The sequence below is a fragment of the Burkholderia aenigmatica genome (assembly GCF_902499175.1).
Lineage (GTDB): Bacteria > Pseudomonadota > Gammaproteobacteria > Burkholderiales > Burkholderiaceae > Burkholderia > Burkholderia aenigmatica.
This window is the reverse complement of sequence record NZ_CABVQC010000008.1, coordinates 77,335-97,264: the sequence shown is the minus strand read 5'-3', so window position 1 is coordinate 97,264 and position 19,930 is coordinate 77,335. Positions and strand designations below refer to the sequence as shown.

The 19,930-nt window shown below is 64.6% G+C and carries 19 protein-coding genes and 1 tRNA gene; 17 read left to right on the top strand and 3 right to left on the bottom strand.

From position 1 onward, the window contains the following. Positions 1 to 117: 117 nt before the first annotated feature. Positions 118 to 1,791, bottom strand: a complete 1,674-nt coding sequence (locus BDO18943_RS08295) for an electron transfer flavoprotein-ubiquinone oxidoreductase (protein ID WP_175021917.1) — start codon at positions 1,789 to 1,791, stop codon at positions 118 to 120. Between the two features lie 178 nt (positions 1,792 to 1,969). On the opposite strand from BDO18943_RS08295, the gene BDO18943_RS08290 reads away from it, so the two are divergent. Next, complete coding sequence (locus BDO18943_RS08290) at positions 1,970 to 2,752, top strand: SDR family oxidoreductase (RefSeq protein WP_011351770.1); 783 nt, start codon at positions 1,970 to 1,972, stop codon at positions 2,750 to 2,752. Positions 2,753 to 2,784: 32 nt separating this feature from the next. Continuing rightward, complete coding sequence (locus BDO18943_RS08285; RefSeq protein ID WP_043182542.1) at positions 2,785 to 3,216, top strand: acyl-CoA thioesterase; 432 nt, start codon at positions 2,785 to 2,787, stop codon at positions 3,214 to 3,216. Between the two features lie 105 nt (positions 3,217 to 3,321). Here the strand turns inward: BDO18943_RS08285 and BDO18943_RS08280 are convergent, their stop codons facing one another. Beyond that, complete coding sequence (locus BDO18943_RS08280) at positions 3,322 to 3,867, bottom strand: LuxR C-terminal-related transcriptional regulator (RefSeq protein ID WP_043182545.1); 546 nt, start codon at positions 3,865 to 3,867, stop codon at positions 3,322 to 3,324. Between the two features lie 224 nt (positions 3,868 to 4,091). On the opposite strand from BDO18943_RS08280, the gene BDO18943_RS08275 reads away from it, so the two are divergent. Together BDO18943_RS08275 and BDO18943_RS08270 are read left to right on the top strand one after the other, a co-directional pair. Continuing rightward, complete coding sequence (locus BDO18943_RS08275; RefSeq protein WP_175021916.1) at positions 4,092 to 4,796, top strand: CoA transferase subunit A; 705 nt, start codon at positions 4,092 to 4,094, stop codon at positions 4,794 to 4,796. A 1-nt stretch (position 4,797) separates the two neighbouring features. Further along, positions 4,798 to 5,439, top strand: a complete 642-nt coding sequence (locus BDO18943_RS08270) for a CoA transferase subunit B (protein ID WP_043182550.1) — start codon at positions 4,798 to 4,800, stop codon at positions 5,437 to 5,439. Positions 5,440 to 5,541: 102 nt separating this feature from the next. Here BDO18943_RS08270 and BDO18943_RS08265 read toward each other — a convergent pair whose 3' ends face one another. Further along, positions 5,542 to 6,480 carry a LysR family transcriptional regulator gene (locus tag BDO18943_RS08265; RefSeq protein WP_175021915.1) on the bottom strand — a complete coding sequence of 313 codons (939 nt, stop codon included), beginning with the start codon at positions 6,478 to 6,480 and terminating at the stop codon, positions 5,542 to 5,544. 92 nt (positions 6,481 to 6,572) lie between these two features. On the opposite strand from BDO18943_RS08265, the gene BDO18943_RS08260 reads away from it, so the two are divergent. The 13 genes from BDO18943_RS08260 to BDO18943_RS08200 all read left to right on the top strand — a co-directional run bounded on the left by BDO18943_RS08260 (position 6,573) and on the right by BDO18943_RS08200 (position 19,847). Next, a complete protein-coding gene (locus BDO18943_RS08260) occupies positions 6,573 to 7,457 on the top strand; it encodes an EamA family transporter (protein ID WP_175021914.1) in 885 nt (294 codons plus the stop codon). Positions 7,458 to 7,918: 461 nt separating this feature from the next. Further along, positions 7,919 to 8,815, top strand: coding sequence for an alpha/beta fold hydrolase (locus BDO18943_RS08255; RefSeq protein WP_175021913.1), 897 nt, complete (start codon positions 7,919 to 7,921; stop codon positions 8,813 to 8,815). A gap of 85 nt (positions 8,816 to 8,900) precedes the next feature. Beyond that, on the top strand, positions 8,901 to 9,254 hold the full coding sequence (locus tag BDO18943_RS08250) for a RidA family protein (RefSeq protein ID WP_021162422.1): 354 nt from the start codon (positions 8,901 to 8,903) through the stop codon (positions 9,252 to 9,254). A gap of 44 nt (positions 9,255 to 9,298) precedes the next feature. Next, complete coding sequence (locus BDO18943_RS08245; RefSeq protein ID WP_175021912.1) at positions 9,299 to 11,533, top strand: RelA/SpoT family protein; 2,235 nt, start codon at positions 9,299 to 9,301, stop codon at positions 11,531 to 11,533. 87 nt (positions 11,534 to 11,620) lie between these two features. Then, positions 11,621 to 11,697: transfer RNA gene (locus tag BDO18943_RS08240), tRNA-Val, on the top strand. Between the two features lie 271 nt (positions 11,698 to 11,968). Beyond that, positions 11,969 to 13,876, top strand: a complete 1,908-nt coding sequence (gene thrS / locus BDO18943_RS08235; protein WP_043182557.1) for a threonine--tRNA ligase — start codon at positions 11,969 to 11,971, stop codon at positions 13,874 to 13,876. Positions 13,877 to 13,925: 49 nt separating this feature from the next. Further along, complete coding sequence (gene infC, locus BDO18943_RS08230) at positions 13,926 to 14,450, top strand: translation initiation factor IF-3 (RefSeq protein ID WP_080741557.1); 525 nt, start codon at positions 13,926 to 13,928, stop codon at positions 14,448 to 14,450. A gap of 188 nt (positions 14,451 to 14,638) precedes the next feature. Further along, positions 14,639 to 14,836 carry a 50S ribosomal protein L35 gene (rpmI, locus tag BDO18943_RS08225; protein WP_004191477.1) on the top strand — a complete coding sequence of 66 codons (198 nt, stop codon included), beginning with the start codon at positions 14,639 to 14,641 and terminating at the stop codon, positions 14,834 to 14,836. 29 nt (positions 14,837 to 14,865) lie between these two features. Next, the gene (gene rplT, locus BDO18943_RS08220) at positions 14,866 to 15,225 is read left to right on the top strand and encodes a 50S ribosomal protein L20 (RefSeq protein ID WP_004192938.1); all 360 of its coding nucleotides are present in this window, start codon (positions 14,866 to 14,868) and stop codon (positions 15,223 to 15,225) included. 148 nt (positions 15,226 to 15,373) lie between these two features. After that, complete coding sequence (pheS, locus tag BDO18943_RS08215) at positions 15,374 to 16,387, top strand: phenylalanine--tRNA ligase subunit alpha (protein WP_043182559.1); 1,014 nt, start codon at positions 15,374 to 15,376, stop codon at positions 16,385 to 16,387. 96 nt (positions 16,388 to 16,483) lie between these two features. Further along, positions 16,484 to 18,913: a phenylalanine--tRNA ligase subunit beta gene (gene pheT, locus BDO18943_RS08210; RefSeq protein WP_175021911.1), complete on the top strand. Its 2,430-nt coding sequence runs from the start codon at positions 16,484 to 16,486 to the stop codon at positions 18,911 to 18,913. A 72-nt stretch (positions 18,914 to 18,985) separates the two neighbouring features. After that, the gene (locus BDO18943_RS08205) at positions 18,986 to 19,372 is read left to right on the top strand and encodes an integration host factor subunit alpha (RefSeq protein ID WP_006486093.1); all 387 of its coding nucleotides are present in this window, start codon (positions 18,986 to 18,988) and stop codon (positions 19,370 to 19,372) included. Between the two features lie 61 nt (positions 19,373 to 19,433). Further along, positions 19,434 to 19,847: a MerR family transcriptional regulator gene (locus BDO18943_RS08200; RefSeq protein ID WP_175021910.1), complete on the top strand. Its 414-nt coding sequence runs from the start codon at positions 19,434 to 19,436 to the stop codon at positions 19,845 to 19,847. The last annotated feature ends 83 nt before the right edge of the window (positions 19,848 to 19,930 follow it).

The window sequence follows — 19,930 nt, the reverse complement described above, 5'->3', positions numbered from 1 at the left end:
CGCGTCTCGCCCGGCAGGGGTGCGGAGCATGCAAAACGGGGCGCTGCTTGAAGCAGCGCCCCGTTTCGTTTGCGGCAGCCAAAAAAACGCGCCGCTCGTGGCGGCGCGCTTCGGCAATTACATGTTCGGGTAGTTCGGTCCGCCGCCGCCTTCCGGCGTGACCCACACGATGTTCTGCGTCGGGTCCTTGATGTCGCAGGTCTTGCAGTGCACGCAGTTCTGCGCGTTGATCACCAGGCGGTCGCTGCCGTCGTCGTTCTTCACGAATTCGTACACGGCCGCCGGGCAGAAGCGCCCCTCCGGCCCCGCGTACGTACGCAGGTTCACGTTCACCGGCACGCTCGCATCCTTCAGCGTCAGGTGCGCCGGCTGGTTCTCCTCGTGGTTCGTGTTCGAGATGAACACCGACGACAACCGGTCGAACGTCAGCTTGCCGTCCGGCTTCGGGTACTCGATCGGCTCGCATTGCGACGCCGGCTTCAGCATCTCGTGATCCGCATGCTTGTGGTGCAGCGTCCACGGCACGTTGCCACCCATCACCTTCTGCTCGAGCCCGACCATCAGCGTGCCGAGATACAGCCCCTTCGCCATCCACTGCTTGAAGTTGCGCGCACGATACAGCTCCGTGTACAGCCACGACTGCTTGAAGGCGTCCGGATAGGCGTTGAGCTCGTCGCTCTGGCGGCCGGCCTGCACCGCGTCGAATGCGGCGTCGGCCGCGAGCATGCCGGTCTTGATCGCCGCGTGGCTGCCCTTGATCCGCGATGCGTTCAGGAAGCCCGCGTCGTCGCCGATCAGTGCGCCGCCCGGGAACACCGTCTTCGGCAACGACAGCAGCCCGCCCGCGGTGATCGCGCGCGCGCCGTACGACACGCGCTTGCCGCCTTCCAGGAACGCACGGATCGACGGGTGCGTCTTGTAGCGCTGGAATTCCTCGAACGGCGACAGGTACGGGTTCGTGTAGCCGAGGCCCACCACGAAGCCGACCACCACCTGGTTGTTGTCCATGTGATACAGGAACGAGCCGCCGTACGTATCGGACTTCAGCGGCCAGCCGGCCGTGTGGATCACGAGGCCCGGCTTGTGCTTCGCCGGGTCGATCTCCCACAGCTCCTTGATGCCGATCCCGTAAGCCTGCGGATCCGCGTTCGCGTCGAGCTTGAACTTCGAGATCAGCTGGCGGCCCAGGTGGCCGCGGCAGCCTTCGGCGAACAGCGTGTACTTCGCGTGCAGCTCCATGCCGAGCTGGAAGTTCTCGGTCGGCTCGCCGTCCTTGCCCACGCCCATGTTGCCGGTCGCGACGCCCTTCACCGAGCCGTCGTCGTTGTACAGGATCTCGGCGGCCGGGAAGCCGGGGAAGATCTCGACGCCCAGGGCCTCGGCCTGTGCCCCAAGCCAGCGCGTGACGTTGCCCAGCGAAATCACGTAGTTGCCGTGGTTCTGGAAGTTGGCGGGCAGCGCCCAGTTCGGCGTGGTGACGGCGCCCTTCTCGGACAGGAACAGGAAGCGGTCTTCCGTCACCTCGACGTCGAGCGGTGCACCGCGTTCCTTCCAGTCGGGGAACAGTTCGTTGATCGCGCGCGGGTCCATCACCGCGCCCGACAGGATGTGCGCGCCGATCTCGGAACCCTTCTCGAGCACGCACACGCCGATCTCGGTGCCTTTCTCGGCGGCCAGCTGCTTGAGCCGGATCGCCGCCGACAGCCCGGCGGGGCCGCCGCCGACGATCACGACGTCGTATTCCATCGATTCGCGCGGGCCGTATTGCTCGATGAGGCTTGCGGGGGTCATGGGCGTTCCTCTAACCGTTAGAATGCTTTTATTCGGGAGCGTATTGTCTGCGAAACGAAACGCTTGCCGCAACAGCATGCGGCTAGATTAGCACGATCGTTCTATTTTCGTGCTAGGGTAATGCCGCTCGGGCCGTACTGTCCGTGGCGGCGAAACGACATCGAAAGGGGAAGTGCAAATGGGTCGGTCGATCAATCTGGAAGGCAAGGTTGCGCTGGTCACGGGCGCGTCGAGCGGCCTCGGGCAGCGCTTTGCGCAAGTGCTGTCGCAGGCCGGCGCGAAGGTCGTGCTCGCAAGCCGTCGTGTTGAGCGCCTGAAGGAACTGCGTGCCGAGATCGAGGCGGCGGGCGGCGCCGCGCACGTCGTGTCGCTCGACGTCACCGACGTCCAGAGCATCAAGGCGGCGGTCGCGCACGCGGAGACTGAGGCCGGCACGATCGACATCCTCGTGAACAACTCGGGCGTGTCGACGATGCAGAAGCTCGTCGACGTGACGCCGGCCGATTTCGAGTTCGTATTCGACACCAACACGCGCGGCGCGTTTTTCGTCGCGCAGGAAGTCGCGAAGCGAATGATCATGCGCGCGAACGGGAGCGGCAACGGCAAGCCGCCGTGCCGGATCATCAACATCGCGTCGGTGGCCGGGCTGCGCGTGTTCCCGCAGATCGGGCTGTACGCGATGAGCAAGGCCGCGGTCGTGCAGATGACGCGTGCGATGGCGCTCGAGTGGGGGCGCCACGGGATCAACGTCAACGCGATCTGTCCGGGCTATATCGATACCGAAATCAATCATTACCTGTGGGAAACCGAGCAGGGCCAGAAGCTGCAGTCGATGCTGCCGCGCCGGCGCGTCGGCAAGCCGCAGGATCTCGACGGGCTGTTGTTGCTGCTCGCGGCCGACGAGTCGCAGTTCATCAATGGCTCGATTATCTCCGCCGACGACGGCTTCGGCCTCGCCTGAGCGGATGACATTCAGCAACAAAGAAGACTGCAATGAGCGATTATTCCCCCGTTTTTGAGATGTCGATGCCGATCCGCTGGGGCGACATGGATGCGTTCGGCCATGTGAACAACACGGTCTATTTCCGCTACATGGAGCAGGCACGGATCTCGTGGTTCGAGGAGCTCGGCATTGCCGGCGGCAACGGCGAGGGGCAGGGGCCCGTCATCGTCACGGCGTCGATGGAGTTTCTGAAGCAACTGCACTATCCGGGCGACGTGATCGCGAAGATGTCGGCTGCGAAACCCGGTCGTAGCAGCTTCGACACGGGTTTCGAGCTGACGCGCGCCGACGATCCGCAGCATGTCTATGCGCGCGGCAATGCGCGCTGCGTGTGGGTCGACTACGCGCTCGGCAAGTCGGTGCCGCTGCCCCAGTTGCTGCGCGACACGATCGAGCGTGCGCTCGCGACGAAGGTCGGCTGAGCGTCGATACGGCGAGGCCGGCGCCAGGGCGCCGGCGGCACGCGATGCCCGTTGTTTCCCGAATCGGCCGCCATGCGCGGCCGATTGTCATCCGGGAGCCGTCATTCACTGCCCGAGCAGGCGCTGCAGCAGCTCCGGCGTATTGTTGGTCCCGTACTTGCGCATCAGCCGCGCGCGGTAGATGTCGACCGTGCGCGAGCTGATGTCGAGCACGCGCCCGATCTGCTTGCTGGTCTTGCCGGTCGCGAGCTGCGCGGCGATCTCGCGCTCGCGCGGGGTCAGTTCCACGGCGACCCGGCGCGTCGCACTCAAGTCCTCGAAGGTCCAGACGCCCGCCGCGAGCGGCGCGGTGCGGTCGAGTGCGCGGCCCGTCACGTGGCACCAGAACAGTTCGCCATCCGCGCGCTTCATGATTCTGTCATCCGAGTAGATACCGTTCGCGGCCATCACGCGCGCGATGCGTTCGCCGATTCGCTGGAATTCGTCCGTCGACGGGTAGAGCACCTCGTACGATTTCCCGATCAGGTCGGCCCGCACGCAGCGGAAGATCGACGCGAGCGCGTCGTTGCAGTCCTCGATCACGCGGTCGCGCGACAGGACGAGGCCGAGCGGCGCAAGGTGGAAGGCGGTCTGGTAATCGAGGGCGGTCATGGACGCGGGCAGACGATGGCAAATGCTTATGTATTTTTGCGTATTGTGCCGCATCCGCGCCGCATCGTACCCTTTCAGGCATCTCGCGGCGGTTGGCTGCGACATAAAAACAGCGCGCCTCGACGCAGGCATCGCCGTGCATGCATAGAATGATGCGGCGGGCTTGCGGGCCACGTGGGCGCGTGAACCGGTTTCGCTGGTTTCCATAGAGGAAGGGACAACAGATGAACAAAGTCTATCCAAGCGCGGCTGCCGCGCTGGAAGGGATCGTCCGCGACGGACAGACCTTCGCGGTGGGCGGCTTCGGCCTGTGCGGGATTCCGGAGGCGCTGATCGCGGCATTGCGCGATTCGGCCGTCAAGGGCATCACCTGCATCAGCAACAACGCGGGCGTCGACGGCTTCGGCCTCGGCCTGTTGCTGGAAACGCGCCAGATCAAGAAGATGATCTCGTCGTACGTCGGCGAGAACAAGGAGTTCGAGCGCCAGTACCTGGCCGGCGAACTTGAACTCGAATTCACGCCGCAGGGCACGCTGGCCGAAAAGCTGCGCGCGGGCGGTGCGGGCATCCCGGCGTTCTTCACGAACACGGGCTACGGCACGGTGATCGCGGAAGGCAAGGAAACGCGCCAGTTCGGCGATCGCCACTACGTGCTCGAGCCGTCGCTGACGGCCGATGTCGCGCTCGTGAAGGCCTGGAAGGCCGACAAGTCCGGCAACCTGATCTTTCGCCGCACCGCGCGCAACTTCAACCCGATGTGCGCGATGGCCGGCAAGATCACCGTTGCGGAGGTCGAGGAGATCGTCGAGAACGGCGAGTTCGATCCGGACCATATCCACACGCCGGGGATTTTCGTGCAGCGCATCGTGCTGAACGCGACGCCCGAAAAACGCATCGAACAACGCGTCGTACGCGCGAAAGGAGACTGACATGGCCTGGAATCGTGACCAGATGGCCGCGCGCGCGGCGAAGGAACTGCAGGACGGCTTCTACGTGAACCTCGGCATCGGCCTGCCGACGCTCGTTGCCAACCACGTGCCGGAAGGCGTCGAGGTGTGGCTGCAATCGGAGAATGGCCTGCTCGGCATCGGTCCGTCGCCGACCGAAGACGAAGTCGACGCCGATCTCATCAACGCCGGCAAGCAGACCGTCACGACCCTGCCGGGCTCGTCGATCTTCTCGTCGGCCGATTCGTTCGCGATGATCCGCGGCGGCCACATCAACCTCGCGATCCTCGGCGCGATGCAGGTCAGCAAGCAGGGCGACCTCGCGAACTGGATGATCCCCGGCAAGATGATCAAGGGGATGGGTGGCGCGATGGATCTCGTCGCTGGCGTGAAGCGCGTCGTCGTGCTGATGGAGCATGTCGCGAAGGGCGACCAGCACAAGATCCTCGAGGAATGCAACCTGCCGTTGACGGGTGTCGGCGTGGTCGACCTGATCATCACCGATCTCGGCGTGATCGAAGTGACACCGAACGGCCTGAAGGTCCTCGAACTCGCCGACGGCGTGAGCGCAGACGAGATCAAGGCGAAGACGGGCGCACCGCTCGACGTGAGCGCGGTGGGCTGAGTTTTTCGGCGCGAAGCGATTCGCCCCGCATGCCGGCAGGCATGCGGGGCGTTTTCGTTTCCGGGCCGCTGCAGTGGCGCTCCGGAGGTTGCGGCGGACGCGTCAGACGGCGACCCGCAACGAGGCGACGCTGCGCCCGGTTGCCGGCGTGTCGTCGTCGGCGTCAGGCGAGCCGAGCTGCAACGCATGAAACAGGAAGCGCTGCAGCGTGGCGGCCGCCGACGTGCGGTCGCCGGCATCTGCATGGCTGAATAGACCGAAGTCGGCGGCAGGCGGTGTGGGTAGCCCGGCGGCCTGCGGGTCGAGCACGTGCATCGTGTCGCCGCGCACGTTCCGGTCGAGCAGCACTGCGACGCCGAGGCCGGCTTCGACCGCCGACTGGATGGCGGACAGGCTCGTGCTCGTGCAGACGACGCGCCACGCGAGGCCGGCTTCACGCAGCGCCGTGAACAGTTTCTCCTGCCACGGGCACGTGCCGCCGAATGCGACGATCGGCAACGGTTCGTCGCGCGGCAGCGCGTCCTGCGCACGTGCGGCGGCCCAGCGAAGCGGATGCCGCCAGGTGGCGAGCGGTTCGGCCCGGATCAGCGCGGGATCGCCGATGACGAAGTCGAGCGTATGGGTCGCGAGCCGCTGCGACAGCGAGGGGCTCGAATCGACGACGATCTCGAGCGCGACGCGCGGAAACGCTGCCGCGAACTGCCGCAGCGCATGCGGCAGATGGCCGACGGCGATGTCCTCGAGGATGCCGAGCCGGACGGTGCCTGAGATGTCGCCGGCATTGAGCGCGGCGCGCGCGGCGAGCCCGACGTCGAGCAACCGGTGCGCATAGGGCAGCAGCACGCTGCCGGCCGCCGTCGGCTTCACACCGCGCGACGAGCGTTCGAGCAGGCGCTGGCCGACTTCATCCTCGAGTCGGCGCAGCGCCATGCTGACGGCTGCCTGCGTGCGATGCAGCGCCGTCGCCGCATCGCTGACGCTGCCTGTTTCGACCACCGTCACGAACGTGCGCAGCAGCGTGCTGTCGAGATCGCGGATCATCAATTTTCCTGATGCGAGCATAAGAATTATCAGCTTATATCAAGCGTGCGACCGCGGTTAGCATCGTCGTGTCAACGATCTGGAGCGACCGAATGAGCGACGAATTGAGCACCGCACGACCGAATGGCGCCGAGCGCGCGGCCCCGTCGTTTGCGCATGCGGTCGCGCCGTTGCTTGCCGTTGCGTCGATGTGCAGCGTGCAACTCGGCGCCGCGCTGTCGCGGCCGGCGACGATCGAGTACGGCACGGTCAGCACGACCTGGTTGCGGCTTTGCTTCGCCGCCCTCGCGCTGGCGCTCGTCGTGCGGCCGCCGCTCCATACGTATTCCCGGCAGCGCTGGATTGCCGCGATCGCGCTCGGCGGTGCGATGGCCGCGATGACGCTGTGCTTTTTCGCGGCGGTCAGGCGCGTGCCGCTCGGGCTGGCCGTTGCGATCAACTTCCTCGGGCCGTTGGCGGTCGCCACGTTCGGCGTGCGCAAGCCGGCGATGCTGGTGTGGCCGGTGCTTGCGCTGACGGGCGTGCTGCTGCTCGCGCGGCGGGACGGCATGTGGGTGGCGACGCCGGCCGCGCTCATCTTTCCGGTCGGCTCGGCGCTCGGCTGGGCCGCGTACATCCTGCTGATGAAGCGCGTCGGTACGCTGTTCGACGGATTGCAGGGGCTCGCCACGTCGCTGATCGTGGCCGCGCTCGTGACGACGCCGTTCGGGCTCGCGCAGAGCGGCGGCCATCTGCCGGCCGGGCAACTGGTCGATGCCGCGTATCTGGCGGTGCTGGTCCCGCTGTTCCCGTATGTGCTGGAACTGATCGCGCTGCGACGGATGAGTGCGTCGGCATTCGGCATTCTGATGAGCGCCGAGCCCGCGATCGCGGCGGCGATCGGCTTCGTCGTACTGGCGCAGCCGATGGGGGCGCTGCAGATTGCCGGGACGCTGTGCGTGGTCGGCGCGAGCATCGGCGCGGTCGTGCAGAAGTGAAGATGAAGTAGCCGGGACGTTCGGGCCATGGCAAGCCGGCGCGAGGACGGTGCGTTCGCGGCGCTGTGCGTGCAGCCGCGCAATCTTTTTCCTGTCGGATTCGCGATCGGTACGACGCTGCGCAGCTTCCGTAACACGCCGGCCGGCGCCGCGGTGCCGAGCCGTCGGGGCTGGCCGCGCGACCGCTTGGCGGAAGCGCCGCTCGCGACGGCATGGGCGAGGCACGGCGGGACGCGAGGAGGAGGCAGCGTGTCGCCGCCCGCCGGTTTCTTTCTACTCCGCCGAGCATGCAGTACGACGCCCGACTCGCCGGTGCCGGATGTGACTCGAACGCCTGCGGGCGCGATGAACCGACTCGCGATCCGGAACGGGTTTACAATCGGTTGCGTCCCCGCCCACCCTTCGGGCCGGCCCGGCGCACGTCATCGCGTCGCACCGCACCGTTCGACAGGATGCCTCCGATGCCCACTTCTTCCGTGAATTCCTCGATCCCCCGCCAGCGGCGCGTGCAGTGCGCGAGCGCGGCCGGCCTTCACCACGTCGCCTATACCGAATGGGGCGACCCCGCCAATTCGCGCGTGCTGGTCTGCGTGCACGGGCTGACCCGCTCGGGGCGCGATTTCGACCGGCTCGCCGCGGCGCTGTCCGATACGTATCGCGTCGTGTGCCCCGACGTCGTCGGGCGCGGTCGCTCCGACTGGCTCGCCGATCCGCGGCTCTATGCAATTCCGCAATACGTGGCCGACATGGTGACGCTGATCGCGCGCACCGGCGCCGAATCGGTCGACTGGTTCGGCACGTCGATGGGCGGCCTGATCGGCATGGCGCTCGCGGGGCTGCCCGGTACGCCGGTGCGCCGGATGATCGTCAACGACGTCGGCCCGCGCATCGAACCCGATTCGCTCACGCGCATCGGCGAGTATCTCGGCGTGCAGCCGCGCTTCGCGACCGAGCAGGAGGGCGTCGACTACCTGACGTCGCTGTCGCTGCCGTTCGGCGCGCTGACCGGCGACGAGTGGCGCGAGATCAACGCGCCGCTGCTGCGTCAGTTGCCCGAAGGCGACTGGACGATGCGCTACGATCCGCGCATCGCCGAACCGTTCAAGACGACGACGCCCGAACTCGCGGCGCTCGGCGAGGCTGCGCTGTGGCGTGCGGTCGAGACGACCGAAGCGTCGCTGCTGGTCGTGCGCGGTGCCGAGTCGGATCTGTTGTCGCGCGAGACCGTCGCCGAGATGGTGCAGCGCGGCCGCCACGTGACGCAGGCGGAAATTCCCGGCACCGGGCATGCGCCGGCGTTCCTGAATGCCGACCAGATCGCGCTCGCACGACGGTTTTTCGTCGAAACCGGCGCATAAACGCGTCATAATATGCGGTTCGACGGCGCGCGGGCCGCGTCGTCGCCGAACGCTTCACTCATTCATCAAACGACCGGAACATTCCATGGCAGTCATTCGTCATCACGTCGGGGCCCGTCTCTCCGAAACCGCGATCCACAACGGTACCGTGTATCTGGCCGGCCAGATCGCCGAAGACACCACGCAGGACATCAAGGGCCAGACGCGCGAAGTGCTCGGCCACATCGATCGCCTGCTCGCCGAAGCGAACAGCGACAAGGCGCATCTGCTGTCCGTGCAGATCTACATCTCGGATCTGGCGAACTTCGACGGCATGAATGCGGAGTGGGATGCATGGGTCGCGCAGGGCAACACGCCGCCGCGCGCCACCGTCGAGGCGAAGCTCGCGGATCCCGCGCTGCTCGTCGAGATCGTGGTGGTCGCCGCGCAGCGGAGCTGAGCTGAACGTAATCCGACGATGACCGCATTCCGCCAGGCCGAGCAATGACCGAGTCCGTTTCCGCTTCCCCCGTCGCGGCGCCGTCGTTCGACGACGTGCTCGCGTTCGTGCGCGAGCGGGCCGGCGACGTGCGCCTGTCGTCGGGTGAACTGCTCGCCGATCACTCGGCGGGCACGGCGTCGATCATGCGCACGCTGAATGTCGATCCGCCCGCGATGCAGGCGGCCGCGCTGTTCGTGCTGACGCCGCACCTGAGCGACCCCGAGCGTGAACTCACCGAGCGTTTCGGCGACGAAGTGGCGCGGCTCGTGTCCGACGTGCGCAAGCTGTTGCGGCTCGGCACCGTCAGCCTGCGTGCCGCGCAGAACGCGGTGCCCGACGCGGGGCGCGACAGGGCGGAAGAGCGGCGTACGCAGATCGAGGCGCTGCGCAAGATGCTGCTTGCGTTCGCGCAAGACATCCGCGTGGTGCTGATCCGGCTCGCGTCGCGCTTGCAGTCGCTGCGCTACTACGCGGCCGCGAAGATCGATCCGCCGCCCGATGTCGCGCGCGAGACACTCGAGATCTATGCGCCGCTCGCGAACCGTCTCGGTATCTGGCAACTGAAGTGGGAGCTCGAGGATCTCGCGTTCCGCTTCGAGGATCCCGTCACCTACAAGCGGATCGCGAAGCTGCTCGACGAGAAGCGCATCGAGCGCGAAGCGTACGTCACGCAGGCGATCGACCGGTTGCGGCAAGAGCTGGCGGACGCGCACATCCAGGCCGACGTGAGCGGCCGGCCGAAGCACATCTACAGCATCTGGCGCAAGATGCGCGGCAAGGAGCTCGATTTCTCCGAGCTGTACGACGTGCGCGCGTTTCGCGTGATCGTGCCGGACATCAAGGATTGCTACGCGGTGCTCGGCATCGTGCATCACCTGTGGCAGCCGGTGCCGAAGGAATTCGACGACTACATCTCGCGGCCGAAGCCGAACGGCTACAAGTCGCTGCACACGGTCGTGATCGGCGACGACGGCCGTGCGTTCGAAGTACAGATCCGCACGCAGGAGATGCACCGTTTCGCCGAGTACGGCGTCGCTGCGCACTGGCGCTACAAGGAGGCAGGCGCGCGCGGCTACGGCGGCCAGTTCTCGGCGAGCGACAAGTACGACGAGAAGATCGCATGGCTGCGCCAGTTGCTCGCGTGGAAGGATGACGTCGAGGACGGCGCGGAAAAGTCGGGCGACAAGGCGTGGGCGCAATTGCGCGAGACGTCGCTCGACGACGACCACATCTACGTGCTGACGCCGCAGGCGCGCGTGATCGCGTTGCCGCAGGGCGCGACGCCGGTCGATTTCGCGTACCACCTGCACAGCGAACTCGGCCATCGCTGCCGCGGCGCGCGCGTCGACGGCGCGATGGTGCCGCTCAACACGCCGCTTGCCAACGGTCAAACGGTCGAGATCGTCGCGGTGAAGGAGGGCGGGCCGTCGCGCGACTGGCTGAACCTGCAGCTCGGCTATATGAAGAGCCCGCGCGCGCGACAGAAGGTGCGTGCGTGGTTCAACTCGATCGAGCAGGAAGAAAACGTCTCGCACGGCCGCGCGCTCGTCGAAAAGACGCTGCAACGCGAGGGCAAGACGTCGGTCAATCTGGACAACCTCGCGGCGAAGCTCGGCTTCAAGTCGCCCGAGGAGCTGTTCTCGGTCGTCGGCAAGGAAGAGTTCAGCCTGCGTAATGTCGAGCACGCGCTGTCCGATGCGCCGCCGCCCGAACCGGCGCCCGAAGCGCCTGCCGATTTCGAGAAGCGTAGCAGCGGCGCGAGCGTCGCGCACGGCGCGTCGACTGGCGTGCTGGTTGTGGGCGTCGATGCGCTGCTGACCCAGCTCGCGCGCTGCTGCCGTCCGGCGCCGCCCGATCCGATCAGTGGTTTCGTCACGCGCGGCAAGGGCATGTCGATCCACCGCACCGATTGCCCGACGTTCCGCCGGATGGTCGAGCGCGCGCCGGAGCGCGTGCTGCAGACGACCTGGTCGGCCGACGTGCTCGGCGGGCGCGGTGCGTCCGTCTATCCGGTCGACCTGATGATCGAGGCGAGCGACCGGCAAGGGTTGCTGCGCGATATCTCCGAAGTGTTCGCGCGCGAGAAGATGAACGTGGTGGGTGTGAAGACGCAGAGTCGCCGCAATGCGGCATTCATGCAGTTCACGGTCGAGGTGTCGAATTCGGCACAGGTGCAGCGCGCGTGCACGCTGCTCGGTGAGATACAGGGTGTCGTGCGGGCCGGGCGGAAGGCGTGATGTGGGGTTCGAGCACCGTTATTTTGCTGCGACCGCATAAAAATACTTGCCAAGCGGGTAGCGGCTCCATATAATCTTAGCTTCACTAGGCTCGTAGCTCAGCTGGTTAGAGCACCACCTTGACATGGTGGGGGTCGTTGGTTCGAGTCCAATCGAGCCTACCAACGAATTGAGAATGCCCGGTCTCCGGGTGTTCGATGCAGCAAATAACTCAACGCGAACAAGGCGAATACGGTTATGACACCGCGAACGTTGACCGAAACCTTTTCGGAGCGACGCTAGTCGAGGAACCCTTTCGCCCTTTCAGTTTGAGTGAAGTATCGAATGCGGCCCCTCGAAAGCGGGGCCGCATTTTTTTTGTCGCGAAATTTTCCCGCGTGATTTTTGAATCGCGTACCTGGTCTGCCGCCCACTGTCGGCATCACGGAGATTGCTATGGTTTCGATACGCTTGCCTGACGGCTCAGTTCGACAATACGAGCATCCGGTGACAGTTGCCGAGGTTGCAGCCTCGATCGGTCCCGGCCTTGCGAAGGCTGCGCTTGGTGGCAAGCTCGATGGCGAGCTCGTCGATACGTCGGCCGTGATCGACCGCGACGCGTCGCTCGCGATCGTGACGGACAAGGATGCCGATGGCCTCGACATCATCCGCCACTCGACGGCGCACTTGCTCGCGTATGCGGTGAAGGAGCTGTATCCGGACGCGCAGGTGACGATCGGTCCGGTGATCGACAACGGCTTCTATTACGACTTCTCGTACAACCGTCCGTTTACGCCTGAAGATCTGGAGAAGATCGAAAAGCGCATGCAGGAGCTCGTGAAGAAGGATGAGCCCGTGACGCGCCGTGTCGTGTCGCGCGACGAAGCGGCGGGCTACTTCCGCAGCATCGGCGAGAAGTACAAGGCCGAGATCATCGAATCGATTCCGCAAAGCGACGAAATCAAGCTGTATTCGCATGGCGGCTTCACCGATCTGTGCCGCGGCCCGCACGTGCCGTCCACCGGTAAGCTGAAGGTCTTCAAGCTGATGAAGGTCGCGGGTGCGTACTGGCGCGGCGACTCGAAGAACGAGCAGCTGCAGCGCATCTACGGCACGGCCTGGACGAAGAAGGAAGACCAGGACCAGTACCTGCACATGCTCGAGGAAGCGGAAAAGCGCGACCACCGCAAGCTGGGCAAGCAGCTCGACCTGTTCCACATGCAGGAAGAGTCGCCGGGCATGGTGTTCTGGCATCCGAAGGGCTGGGCGCTGTGGCAGCAGGTCGAGCAGTACATGCGCCGCCGCGTGAATGAAGCCGGCTACCTTGAGATCAAGACGCCGATGATCATGGACCGCTCGCTGTGGGAAGCGTCGGGCCACTGGCAGAACTACCGCGAGAACATGTTCACGACGGAGTCGGAGAAGCGCGACTACGCGATCAAGCCGATGAACTGTCCGGGGCACGTCCAGGTGTTCAAGCACGGCCTGCGCTCGTACCGCGACCTGCCGCTGCGTTATGCGGAATTCGGCTCGTGCCACCGCAACGAAGCGTCGGGCGCGCTGCACGGCCTGATGCGCGTGCGCGGCTTCGTGCAGGACGATGCGCACATCTTCTGTACGGAAGAGCAGTTCATCTCCGAGTCGATCGCGTTCAACACGCTCGCGATGAGCGTGTACAAGGATTTCGGCTTCGAGCATATCGACATCAAGCTGTCGCTGCGCCCCGACCAGCGCGCGGGTACGGACGAAACCTGGGATCGTGCCGAGCAGGGTCTGCGCGATGCGCTGACGGCCTGCGGCCTCACGTGGGAAGAGCTGCCGGGCGAAGGCGCGTTCTACGGCCCGAAGATCGAGTACCACATCAAGGATGCGCTCGGCCGTTCGTGGCAGTGCGGCACGCTGCAGCTCGACATGGTGCTGCCGGAGCGCCTCGGCGCCGAGTATGTCGCGGATGACAGCAGCCGTCGGCGTCCGGTGATGCTGCACCGTGCGATCGTCGGTTCGATGGAGCGTTTCCTTGGCATTTTGATCGAGCACCACGCTGGTGCGATGCCGGCCTGGCTCGCGCCGTTCCAGGCAGTTGTGCTCAATATCGCCGAAAGTCAGGCTGAATATGCACAATCTCTGGCCCAATCGTTGCAAAAACAAGGGGTTAGAGTGGCGGCCGATTTGCGTAACGAGAAGATTAGCTATAAAATACGCGAGCACACGCTGGAAAAGGTGCCTTATCTCCTCGTCGTGGGCGATAAGGAGCGTGATGCGCAAACGGTAGCCGTGCGTGCCCGTGGCGGCGTCGATCTTGGCGTGATGCCGGTCGAAGCCTTCGTTGAGCGTCTGCAGGAAGACCTGCGCTCGTTCAAGTAACCGCCCTGGCAGCGCGGCTCGTTTTTTTAATTTTTAGAGGAAACGTAACATCGCTACTGATAAGTCGTCGCATCGCATCAACGGTGAAATCACTGCGCCGGAAGTGCGTCTGGTCGGGCTCGAGAACGAACCGCTCGGTATCGTAAAACTCCTTGATGCTTTCCGTAAATCGGAAGAACTTGATGTCGATCTGGTGGAAATCGCGCCGCAAGCGGTTCCGCCGGTCTGCCGCCTGATGGATTACGGCAAGTTCAAGTATCAGGAGTCGAAGAAGCAGCACGAAGCAAAGCTGAAGCAGAAGGTCATCCAGGTGAAGGAAGTCAAGTTCCGCCCGGGTACCGATGACGGGGATTACAACGTCAAGCTCCGCAACCTCGTGCGCTTCCTTGAGGAAGGCGACAAGACGAAGATCACGTTGCGTTTCCGCGGCCGTGAAATGGCTCACCAAGAGATCGGCATGCGGATGCTTGAGCGTCTGCGCACGGATCTCGAGGAAGTCGGCCAGGTCGAGCAGATGCCGAAGATGGAAGGGCGCCAGATGATCATGGTGCTCTCGCCGAAGAAAAAGAAGTAACGAGCCCGCGCGCTTCGCGCGCAGGTTCGAAGTGGTTCGGCGCGTGGCCCGGTCAGGGCGGCGCGTCAACAATGACGGCGGCTGCGCAAGCGGTTGCCGTACACAAGTGGACTGGGTTTCGAAGGGCGGGTCAAGGGCGCAAGCCAACCGCACACCCATCGCCATCTAATAAACTGGAGTTGTTCGTCATGCCTAAGATGAAGACCAAGAAGAGTGCTGCAAAGCGCTTCGTGGTGCGTCCGGGCGGTACCGTCAAGCGCGGTCAAGCCTTCAAGCGTCACATCCTGACCAAGAAAACCACGAAGAACAAGCGTCACCTGCGCGGCGCAACGGCAGTTCATGATTCCGATCTGAACTCCGTCCGCGCGATGCTGCCGTTCGCGTAACCCCTAACTGATACTCTAAGGAGAGAAACATGCCTCGAGTCAAACGTGGGGTAACCGCACGGGCCCGCCACAAGAAGATCATCAACCTGGCCAAGGGTTATCGCGGCCGCCGCAATAACGTCTACCGCATCGCCAAGCAGGCGGTGATGCGCGCTGGTCAGTACGCGTACCGCGATCGCCGCAACAAGAAGCGTGTGTTCCGCGCACTGTGGATCACGCGTATCAACGCGGCAGTTCGCCAGCACGACATGACCTACAGCGTGTTCATCAACGGCCTGAAGAAGGCGTCGATCGAACTCGACCGTAAGGTGCTGGCCGACATGGCGGTGTTCGACAAGGCTGCTTTTGCTGCGATCGTCAAGCAGGTGAAAGCCGCCGTTGCAGCCTAATTGCGAAATTAGCACTGCGTGGTTAGTTGCAGCGACGTTCCGGTAGTCTCGGCCGCTGCAGCGAAAACGGGGCTCTTCCGAGCCCCTTTTTTGTTTGGTGGGCGATTTCGCTCGCCAAGACCGAATGACGTTGGAAATGATGGGATCTATGGATCTGGACCAGATTGTCGCCGACGCGCAGCAGTCCTTCGAACAGGCTGCCGACATCACCACGCTCGAAAACGAGAAAGCCCGATTTCTCGGCAAGTCGGGTGCGCTGACCGAGTTGCTGAAGGGCCTCGGCAAGCTCGATCCCGAAGCACGCAAGACCGAAGGCGCACGCATCAACGTCGTGAAGCAGCAGGTTGAAGCCGCGCTGACCGCGCGCCGTCAGGCACTCGCCGACGCGCTGCTGAACCAGCGCCTCGCTGCCGAGTCGATCGACGTGACGTTGCCGGGCCGCGGCGCCGGTGCAGGCAGCCTGCACCCCGTGATGCGCACGTGGGAGCGTGTCGAACAGATTTTCGGCTCGATCGGCTTCGATGTGGCCGACGGCCCCGAAATCGAGACTGACTGGTACAACTTCACGTCGCTGAACAGCCCGGAGAACCATCCGGCGCGTTCGATGCAGGACACCTTCTACGTCGAAGGCAAGGATGCCGACGGCCGCCAGCTGCTGCTGCGCACGCACACGAGCCCGATGCAGGTGCGTTACGCGCGCATGAACCGTCCGCCGATCAAGGTGATCGCGCCGGGCCGCACGTATCGCGTCGACAGCGATGCGACCCACTCGCCGATGTTCAATCAGGTCGAGGGGCTGTGGATCGACGAAAACATCAGCTTCGCCGATCTCAAGGGCGTCTATACCGACTTCCTGAAAAAATTCTTCGAGCGCGACGACATCCTCGTGCGCTTCCGTCCGTCGTATTTTCCGTTCACGGAACCGTCGGCCGAGATCGACATGATGTTCGAGCAAGGCAAGAACGCCGGCAAGTGGCTCGAAATCTCCGGTTCGGGGCAGGTGCATCCGACCGTGATTCGCAACATGGGCCTCGATCCCGAGCGCTACATCGGCTTCGCGTTCGGCAGCGGCCTCGAGCGCCTGACGATGCTGCGCTACGGCGTCCAGGATCTCCGGCTGTTCTTCGAGAACGACCTGCGTTTCCTGCGCCAGTTCGCGTAACGCCGCGCGCCGCGCCGACCTGTGCCCGTGCACGCCCCGACGGACGATCCGACGGGGCCCGGGCGTCGATCTAACCTGTTTCGAACGTAGACATCCATGCAATTCCCTGAATCCTGGTTGAGAACCTTTGTCGACCCGCAGCTGACGACCGACGAACTGTCGCACGCGCTGACGATGGCGGGGCTCGAAGTCGAATCGCTGAGCAAGGCTGCGCCGCCGACGTCGAAGATCGTCGTCGGCCGCGTGCTCGAAGTCGTCAAGCATCCGGATGCGGACAAGCTCAATGTCTGCCAGGTCGACGCCGGCACCGGCGCGACGCTGAATATCGTCTGCGGCGCACCGAACGTCGCGCCCGGCATCAAGGTACCGGTCGCGCTGGTCGGCGCGGAACTGCCGCCGGCAGAAGAGGGCGGCAAGCCGTTCGCGATCAAGCTGTCGAAGCTGCGCGGCGTGGAGAGTCAGGGGATGCTGTGCTCGGCGCGCGAACTGAAGCTGTCCGAGGATCACAGCGGCCTGCTGGTGCTGCCGGAAGACACGCCGGTCGGCCAGGACATCCGCGAGACGCTCAATCTCGACGACACGATCTTCGAAATCAAGCTGACGCCGAACAAGGCTGACTGCCTGTCCGTGTTCGGTATCGCCCGCGAGACGGCCGCGATCACTGGCGCGCCGCTGACGCCGGTCGACATCCGCCCGGTGCGCGTCGAGCTCGACGAAACGCTGCCGGTGCGCATTGCCGCGCCCGATCTGTGCGGCCGCTTCTCGGGGCGCGTGATCCGTGGCGTGAACGCGCATGCGAAGACCCCGCAGTGGATGGTCGAGCGCCTCGAGCGTTCCGGCCAGCGCAGCGTGTCGGTGCTCGTCGACATCTCGAACTACGTGATGTTCGAGCTCGGCCGTCCGTCGCACGTGTTCGATCTCGACAAGATCCACGGCGGTATCGAGGTGCGCTGGGGCAAGCGTGGCGAATCGCTGAAGCTGCTCAATGGCAACACCGTCGAACTCGACGAAACGGTCGGCGTGATTTCGGACGACCGCCAGGTCGAAAGCCTGGCCGGCATCATGGGCGGCGACAGCACGGCCGTCACGCTCGATACGACCAACATCTACCTGGAAGCCGCATTCTGGTGGCCGGACAGCATCCGCGGCCGTGCGCGCAAGTACAACTTCTCGACCGATGCGGCCCATCGCTTCGAGCGCGGCGTCGATTACGCGACGACCGTCGAGCACGTCGAGCGCATCACGCAACTGATTCTCGAGATCTGCGGCGGCAAGGCCGGCCCGGTCGACGATCAGTCCGTGAACCTGCCGCAACGCGCGCCGGTGAAGATGCGCGTGTCGCGCGCGAACCGCATCATCGGCGTGCAGATCGGTGGCGACGAGATCGCCAGCATCTTCACGCGCCTTGACCTGCCGTTCGAGCGTGAAGACGACGCGTTCCTCGTCACGCCGCCGTCGCATCGCTTCGACATCGAGATCGAAGAAGATCTGATCGAGGAAGTGGCGCGCATCTACGGCTTCGAGAAGATCCCGGCGCGTCCGCCGGTTGCGACGAGCGAAATGCGCGCGACCAACGAAACGCGGCGCTCGATCCACAACATCCGTCACGCGCTCGCCGCGCGCGACTACGCGGAAACCGTCAACTTCAGTTTCGTCGATGCGGAGTGGGAGCAGGATTTCGCGGGCAACGATCAACCGATCCGCTTGCTGAACCCGATCGCGAGCCAGCTATCGGTGATGCGCACGACGCTGTTCGGCAGCCTGATCTCCGTGCTGCGCCACAACCTGAACCGCCGTGCAGATCGCGTGCGCGTGTTCGAGGCCGGCCGCGTGTTTCTCACCGATGCGTCGGCGAAGGCCGGTGAGCTGACGGTCGAGGGCTATGTGCAGCCGAAGCGTGTCGGTGCGCTTGCCTACGGTCCGGCGCTCGACGAGCAGTGGGGCGTCGCGACCCGTGCGGTCGATTTCTTCGACGTGAAGGGCGATCTCGAGGCGCTGTTCGCGCCTGCCGCTGCACGGTTCGTGAAGGCGGAGCATCCGGCCCTCCATCCTGGCCGCAGCGCGCGCATCGAAGTCGAAGGCCGTGCGGTCGGCTGGATCGGCGAACTGCACCCGCGCCTGATGCAGAAGTACGAGCTGCCGCACGCGCCGGTGATGTTCGAGGTCGATGCGGACGCGCTGATTGCGCGTGCGTTGCCCGCGCCGACCGATGTGTCGAAATTCCCGCCGGTTCGTCGCGATATCGCCGTGGTCGTCGATCAGGCGGTCGAGGTTCAGGCACTTTTCGACGAAATGAAGAAGGCGCTTGCCGAAGAGGCCTGCCGATTCGTTCAGAAGGTTGTACTCTTCGACGAATTTCGTGCAAAATCAAATACTTCCGGTGGTCTTGCCGCGCACGAGAAGAGCCTTGCCTTCCGCGTGACGCTGCAGGACGCGGCTGGCACGCTACAGGATGAGGTCGTCGATCAGGCGATCCAGACGCTGGTCGAGCGGATGGCTCGTGCTGGTGCGCGTCTGCGCGGCTAAGGAGAAGGTCCGCCCGCTCGCGGGCGGCTTTTTCCGATCGTAAGTTTTGATTTAACGCGCTGTATGGCAGATATGAACGACATGACCTCGAGTGAATTCGAAGCCCTCCTGACGGCGCAACGCAGCGCCATGAACCGCGACGCTTCAGCGCCGGCGTCCACCGAGACGCCCACGCTGACGAAGGCGGAACTGGCGGAGCTGCTGTTCGATAGCGTCGGGCTGAACAAGCGTGAAGCGAAGGACATGGTCGAGGCGTTTTTCGAAGTGATCCGCGACGCGCTCGAAAACGGCGAAAGCGTCAAGCTGTCGGGGTTCGGCAATTTCCAGTTGCGCGACAAGCCGCAGCGTCCGGGCCGCAATCCGAAGACGGGCGAGGCGATTCCGATCGCGGCCCGCCGGGTGGTAACCTTCCACGCGAGCCAGAAGCTGAAGGCGCTGGTCGAAAACGGCGCGGAGTAAGCCCCGCGCGCTGACGTCCCCGCGCGGCCGCCGCGCACCCTTTACCGACGGTTAACCGACGATGACCACTACGGTTGAGAAAGTCGTCTTGCCTCCGATTCCCGCGAAGCGCTACTTCACGATCGGTGAAGTCAGCGAACTGTGCGGGGTCAAGCCGCATGTGCTGCGTTATTGGGAACAGGAATTTACTCAACTGCGGCCGGTGAAGCGGCGCGGCAATCGTCGGTATTACCAGCACCACGAAGTGCTGCTGATCCGGCGGATTCGCGAGTTGCTGTACGAGCAGGGATTCACGATCAACGGCGCGCGCAACCGGCTCGATTCGCCGGGCGGCGAGCGAGGTGCGGCGGCACCTGTCGAACCGGAAGTGCAGGCCACCGATGCGCGCGTGTCGGCCAAGCCGGGCGTATCTGTCGACGTCACTGCGTTGCGGCAGGCGCTGCTCGATGTGATCGACGGACTGAAGCACGACTGAGCGCGAAGCGCGAATGAGATGAAACAAAAAGCCCGGTTGGCGATGTGCCAACCGGGCTTTTTCATGGGCGTTGCCCATGCGCA

What these genes read in the sequence shown, in the direction of transcription:
- BDO18943_RS08295 (WP_175021917.1), bottom strand. Translation starts at nt 1,791, where the DNA reads ATGACCCCCGCAAGCCTCATCGAGCAATACGGCCCGCGCGAATCGATG.
- BDO18943_RS08290 (WP_011351770.1), top strand. Translation starts at nt 1,970, where the DNA reads ATGGGTCGGTCGATCAATCTGGAAGGCAAGGTTGCGCTGGTCACGGGC.
- BDO18943_RS08285 (WP_043182542.1), top strand. Translation starts at nt 2,785, where the DNA reads ATGAGCGATTATTCCCCCGTTTTTGAGATGTCGATGCCGATCCGCTGG.
- BDO18943_RS08280 (WP_043182545.1), bottom strand. Translation starts at nt 3,867, where the DNA reads ATGACCGCCCTCGATTACCAGACCGCCTTCCACCTTGCGCCGCTCGGC.
- BDO18943_RS08275 (WP_175021916.1), top strand. Translation starts at nt 4,092, where the DNA reads ATGAACAAAGTCTATCCAAGCGCGGCTGCCGCGCTGGAAGGGATCGTC.
- BDO18943_RS08270 (WP_043182550.1), top strand. Translation starts at nt 4,798, where the DNA reads ATGGCCTGGAATCGTGACCAGATGGCCGCGCGCGCGGCGAAGGAACTG.
- BDO18943_RS08265 (WP_175021915.1), bottom strand. Translation starts at nt 6,480, where the DNA reads ATGATCCGCGATCTCGACAGCACGCTGCTGCGCACGTTCGTGACGGTG.
- BDO18943_RS08260 (WP_175021914.1), top strand. Translation starts at nt 6,573, where the DNA reads ATGAGCGACGAATTGAGCACCGCACGACCGAATGGCGCCGAGCGCGCG.
- BDO18943_RS08255 (WP_175021913.1), top strand. Translation starts at nt 7,919, where the DNA reads ATGCCCACTTCTTCCGTGAATTCCTCGATCCCCCGCCAGCGGCGCGTG.
- BDO18943_RS08250 (WP_021162422.1), top strand. Translation starts at nt 8,901, where the DNA reads ATGGCAGTCATTCGTCATCACGTCGGGGCCCGTCTCTCCGAAACCGCG.
- BDO18943_RS08245 (WP_175021912.1), top strand. Translation starts at nt 9,299, where the DNA reads ATGACCGAGTCCGTTTCCGCTTCCCCCGTCGCGGCGCCGTCGTTCGAC.
- thrS (WP_043182557.1), top strand. Translation starts at nt 11,969, where the DNA reads ATGGTTTCGATACGCTTGCCTGACGGCTCAGTTCGACAATACGAGCAT.
- rpmI (WP_004191477.1), top strand. Translation starts at nt 14,639, where the DNA reads ATGCCTAAGATGAAGACCAAGAAGAGTGCTGCAAAGCGCTTCGTGGTG.
- rplT (WP_004192938.1), top strand. Translation starts at nt 14,866, where the DNA reads ATGCCTCGAGTCAAACGTGGGGTAACCGCACGGGCCCGCCACAAGAAG.
- pheS (WP_043182559.1), top strand. Translation starts at nt 15,374, where the DNA reads ATGGATCTGGACCAGATTGTCGCCGACGCGCAGCAGTCCTTCGAACAG.
- pheT (WP_175021911.1), top strand. Translation starts at nt 16,484, where the DNA reads ATGCAATTCCCTGAATCCTGGTTGAGAACCTTTGTCGACCCGCAGCTG.
- BDO18943_RS08205 (WP_006486093.1), top strand. Translation starts at nt 18,986, where the DNA reads ATGAACGACATGACCTCGAGTGAATTCGAAGCCCTCCTGACGGCGCAA.
- BDO18943_RS08200 (WP_175021910.1), top strand. Translation starts at nt 19,434, where the DNA reads ATGACCACTACGGTTGAGAAAGTCGTCTTGCCTCCGATTCCCGCGAAG.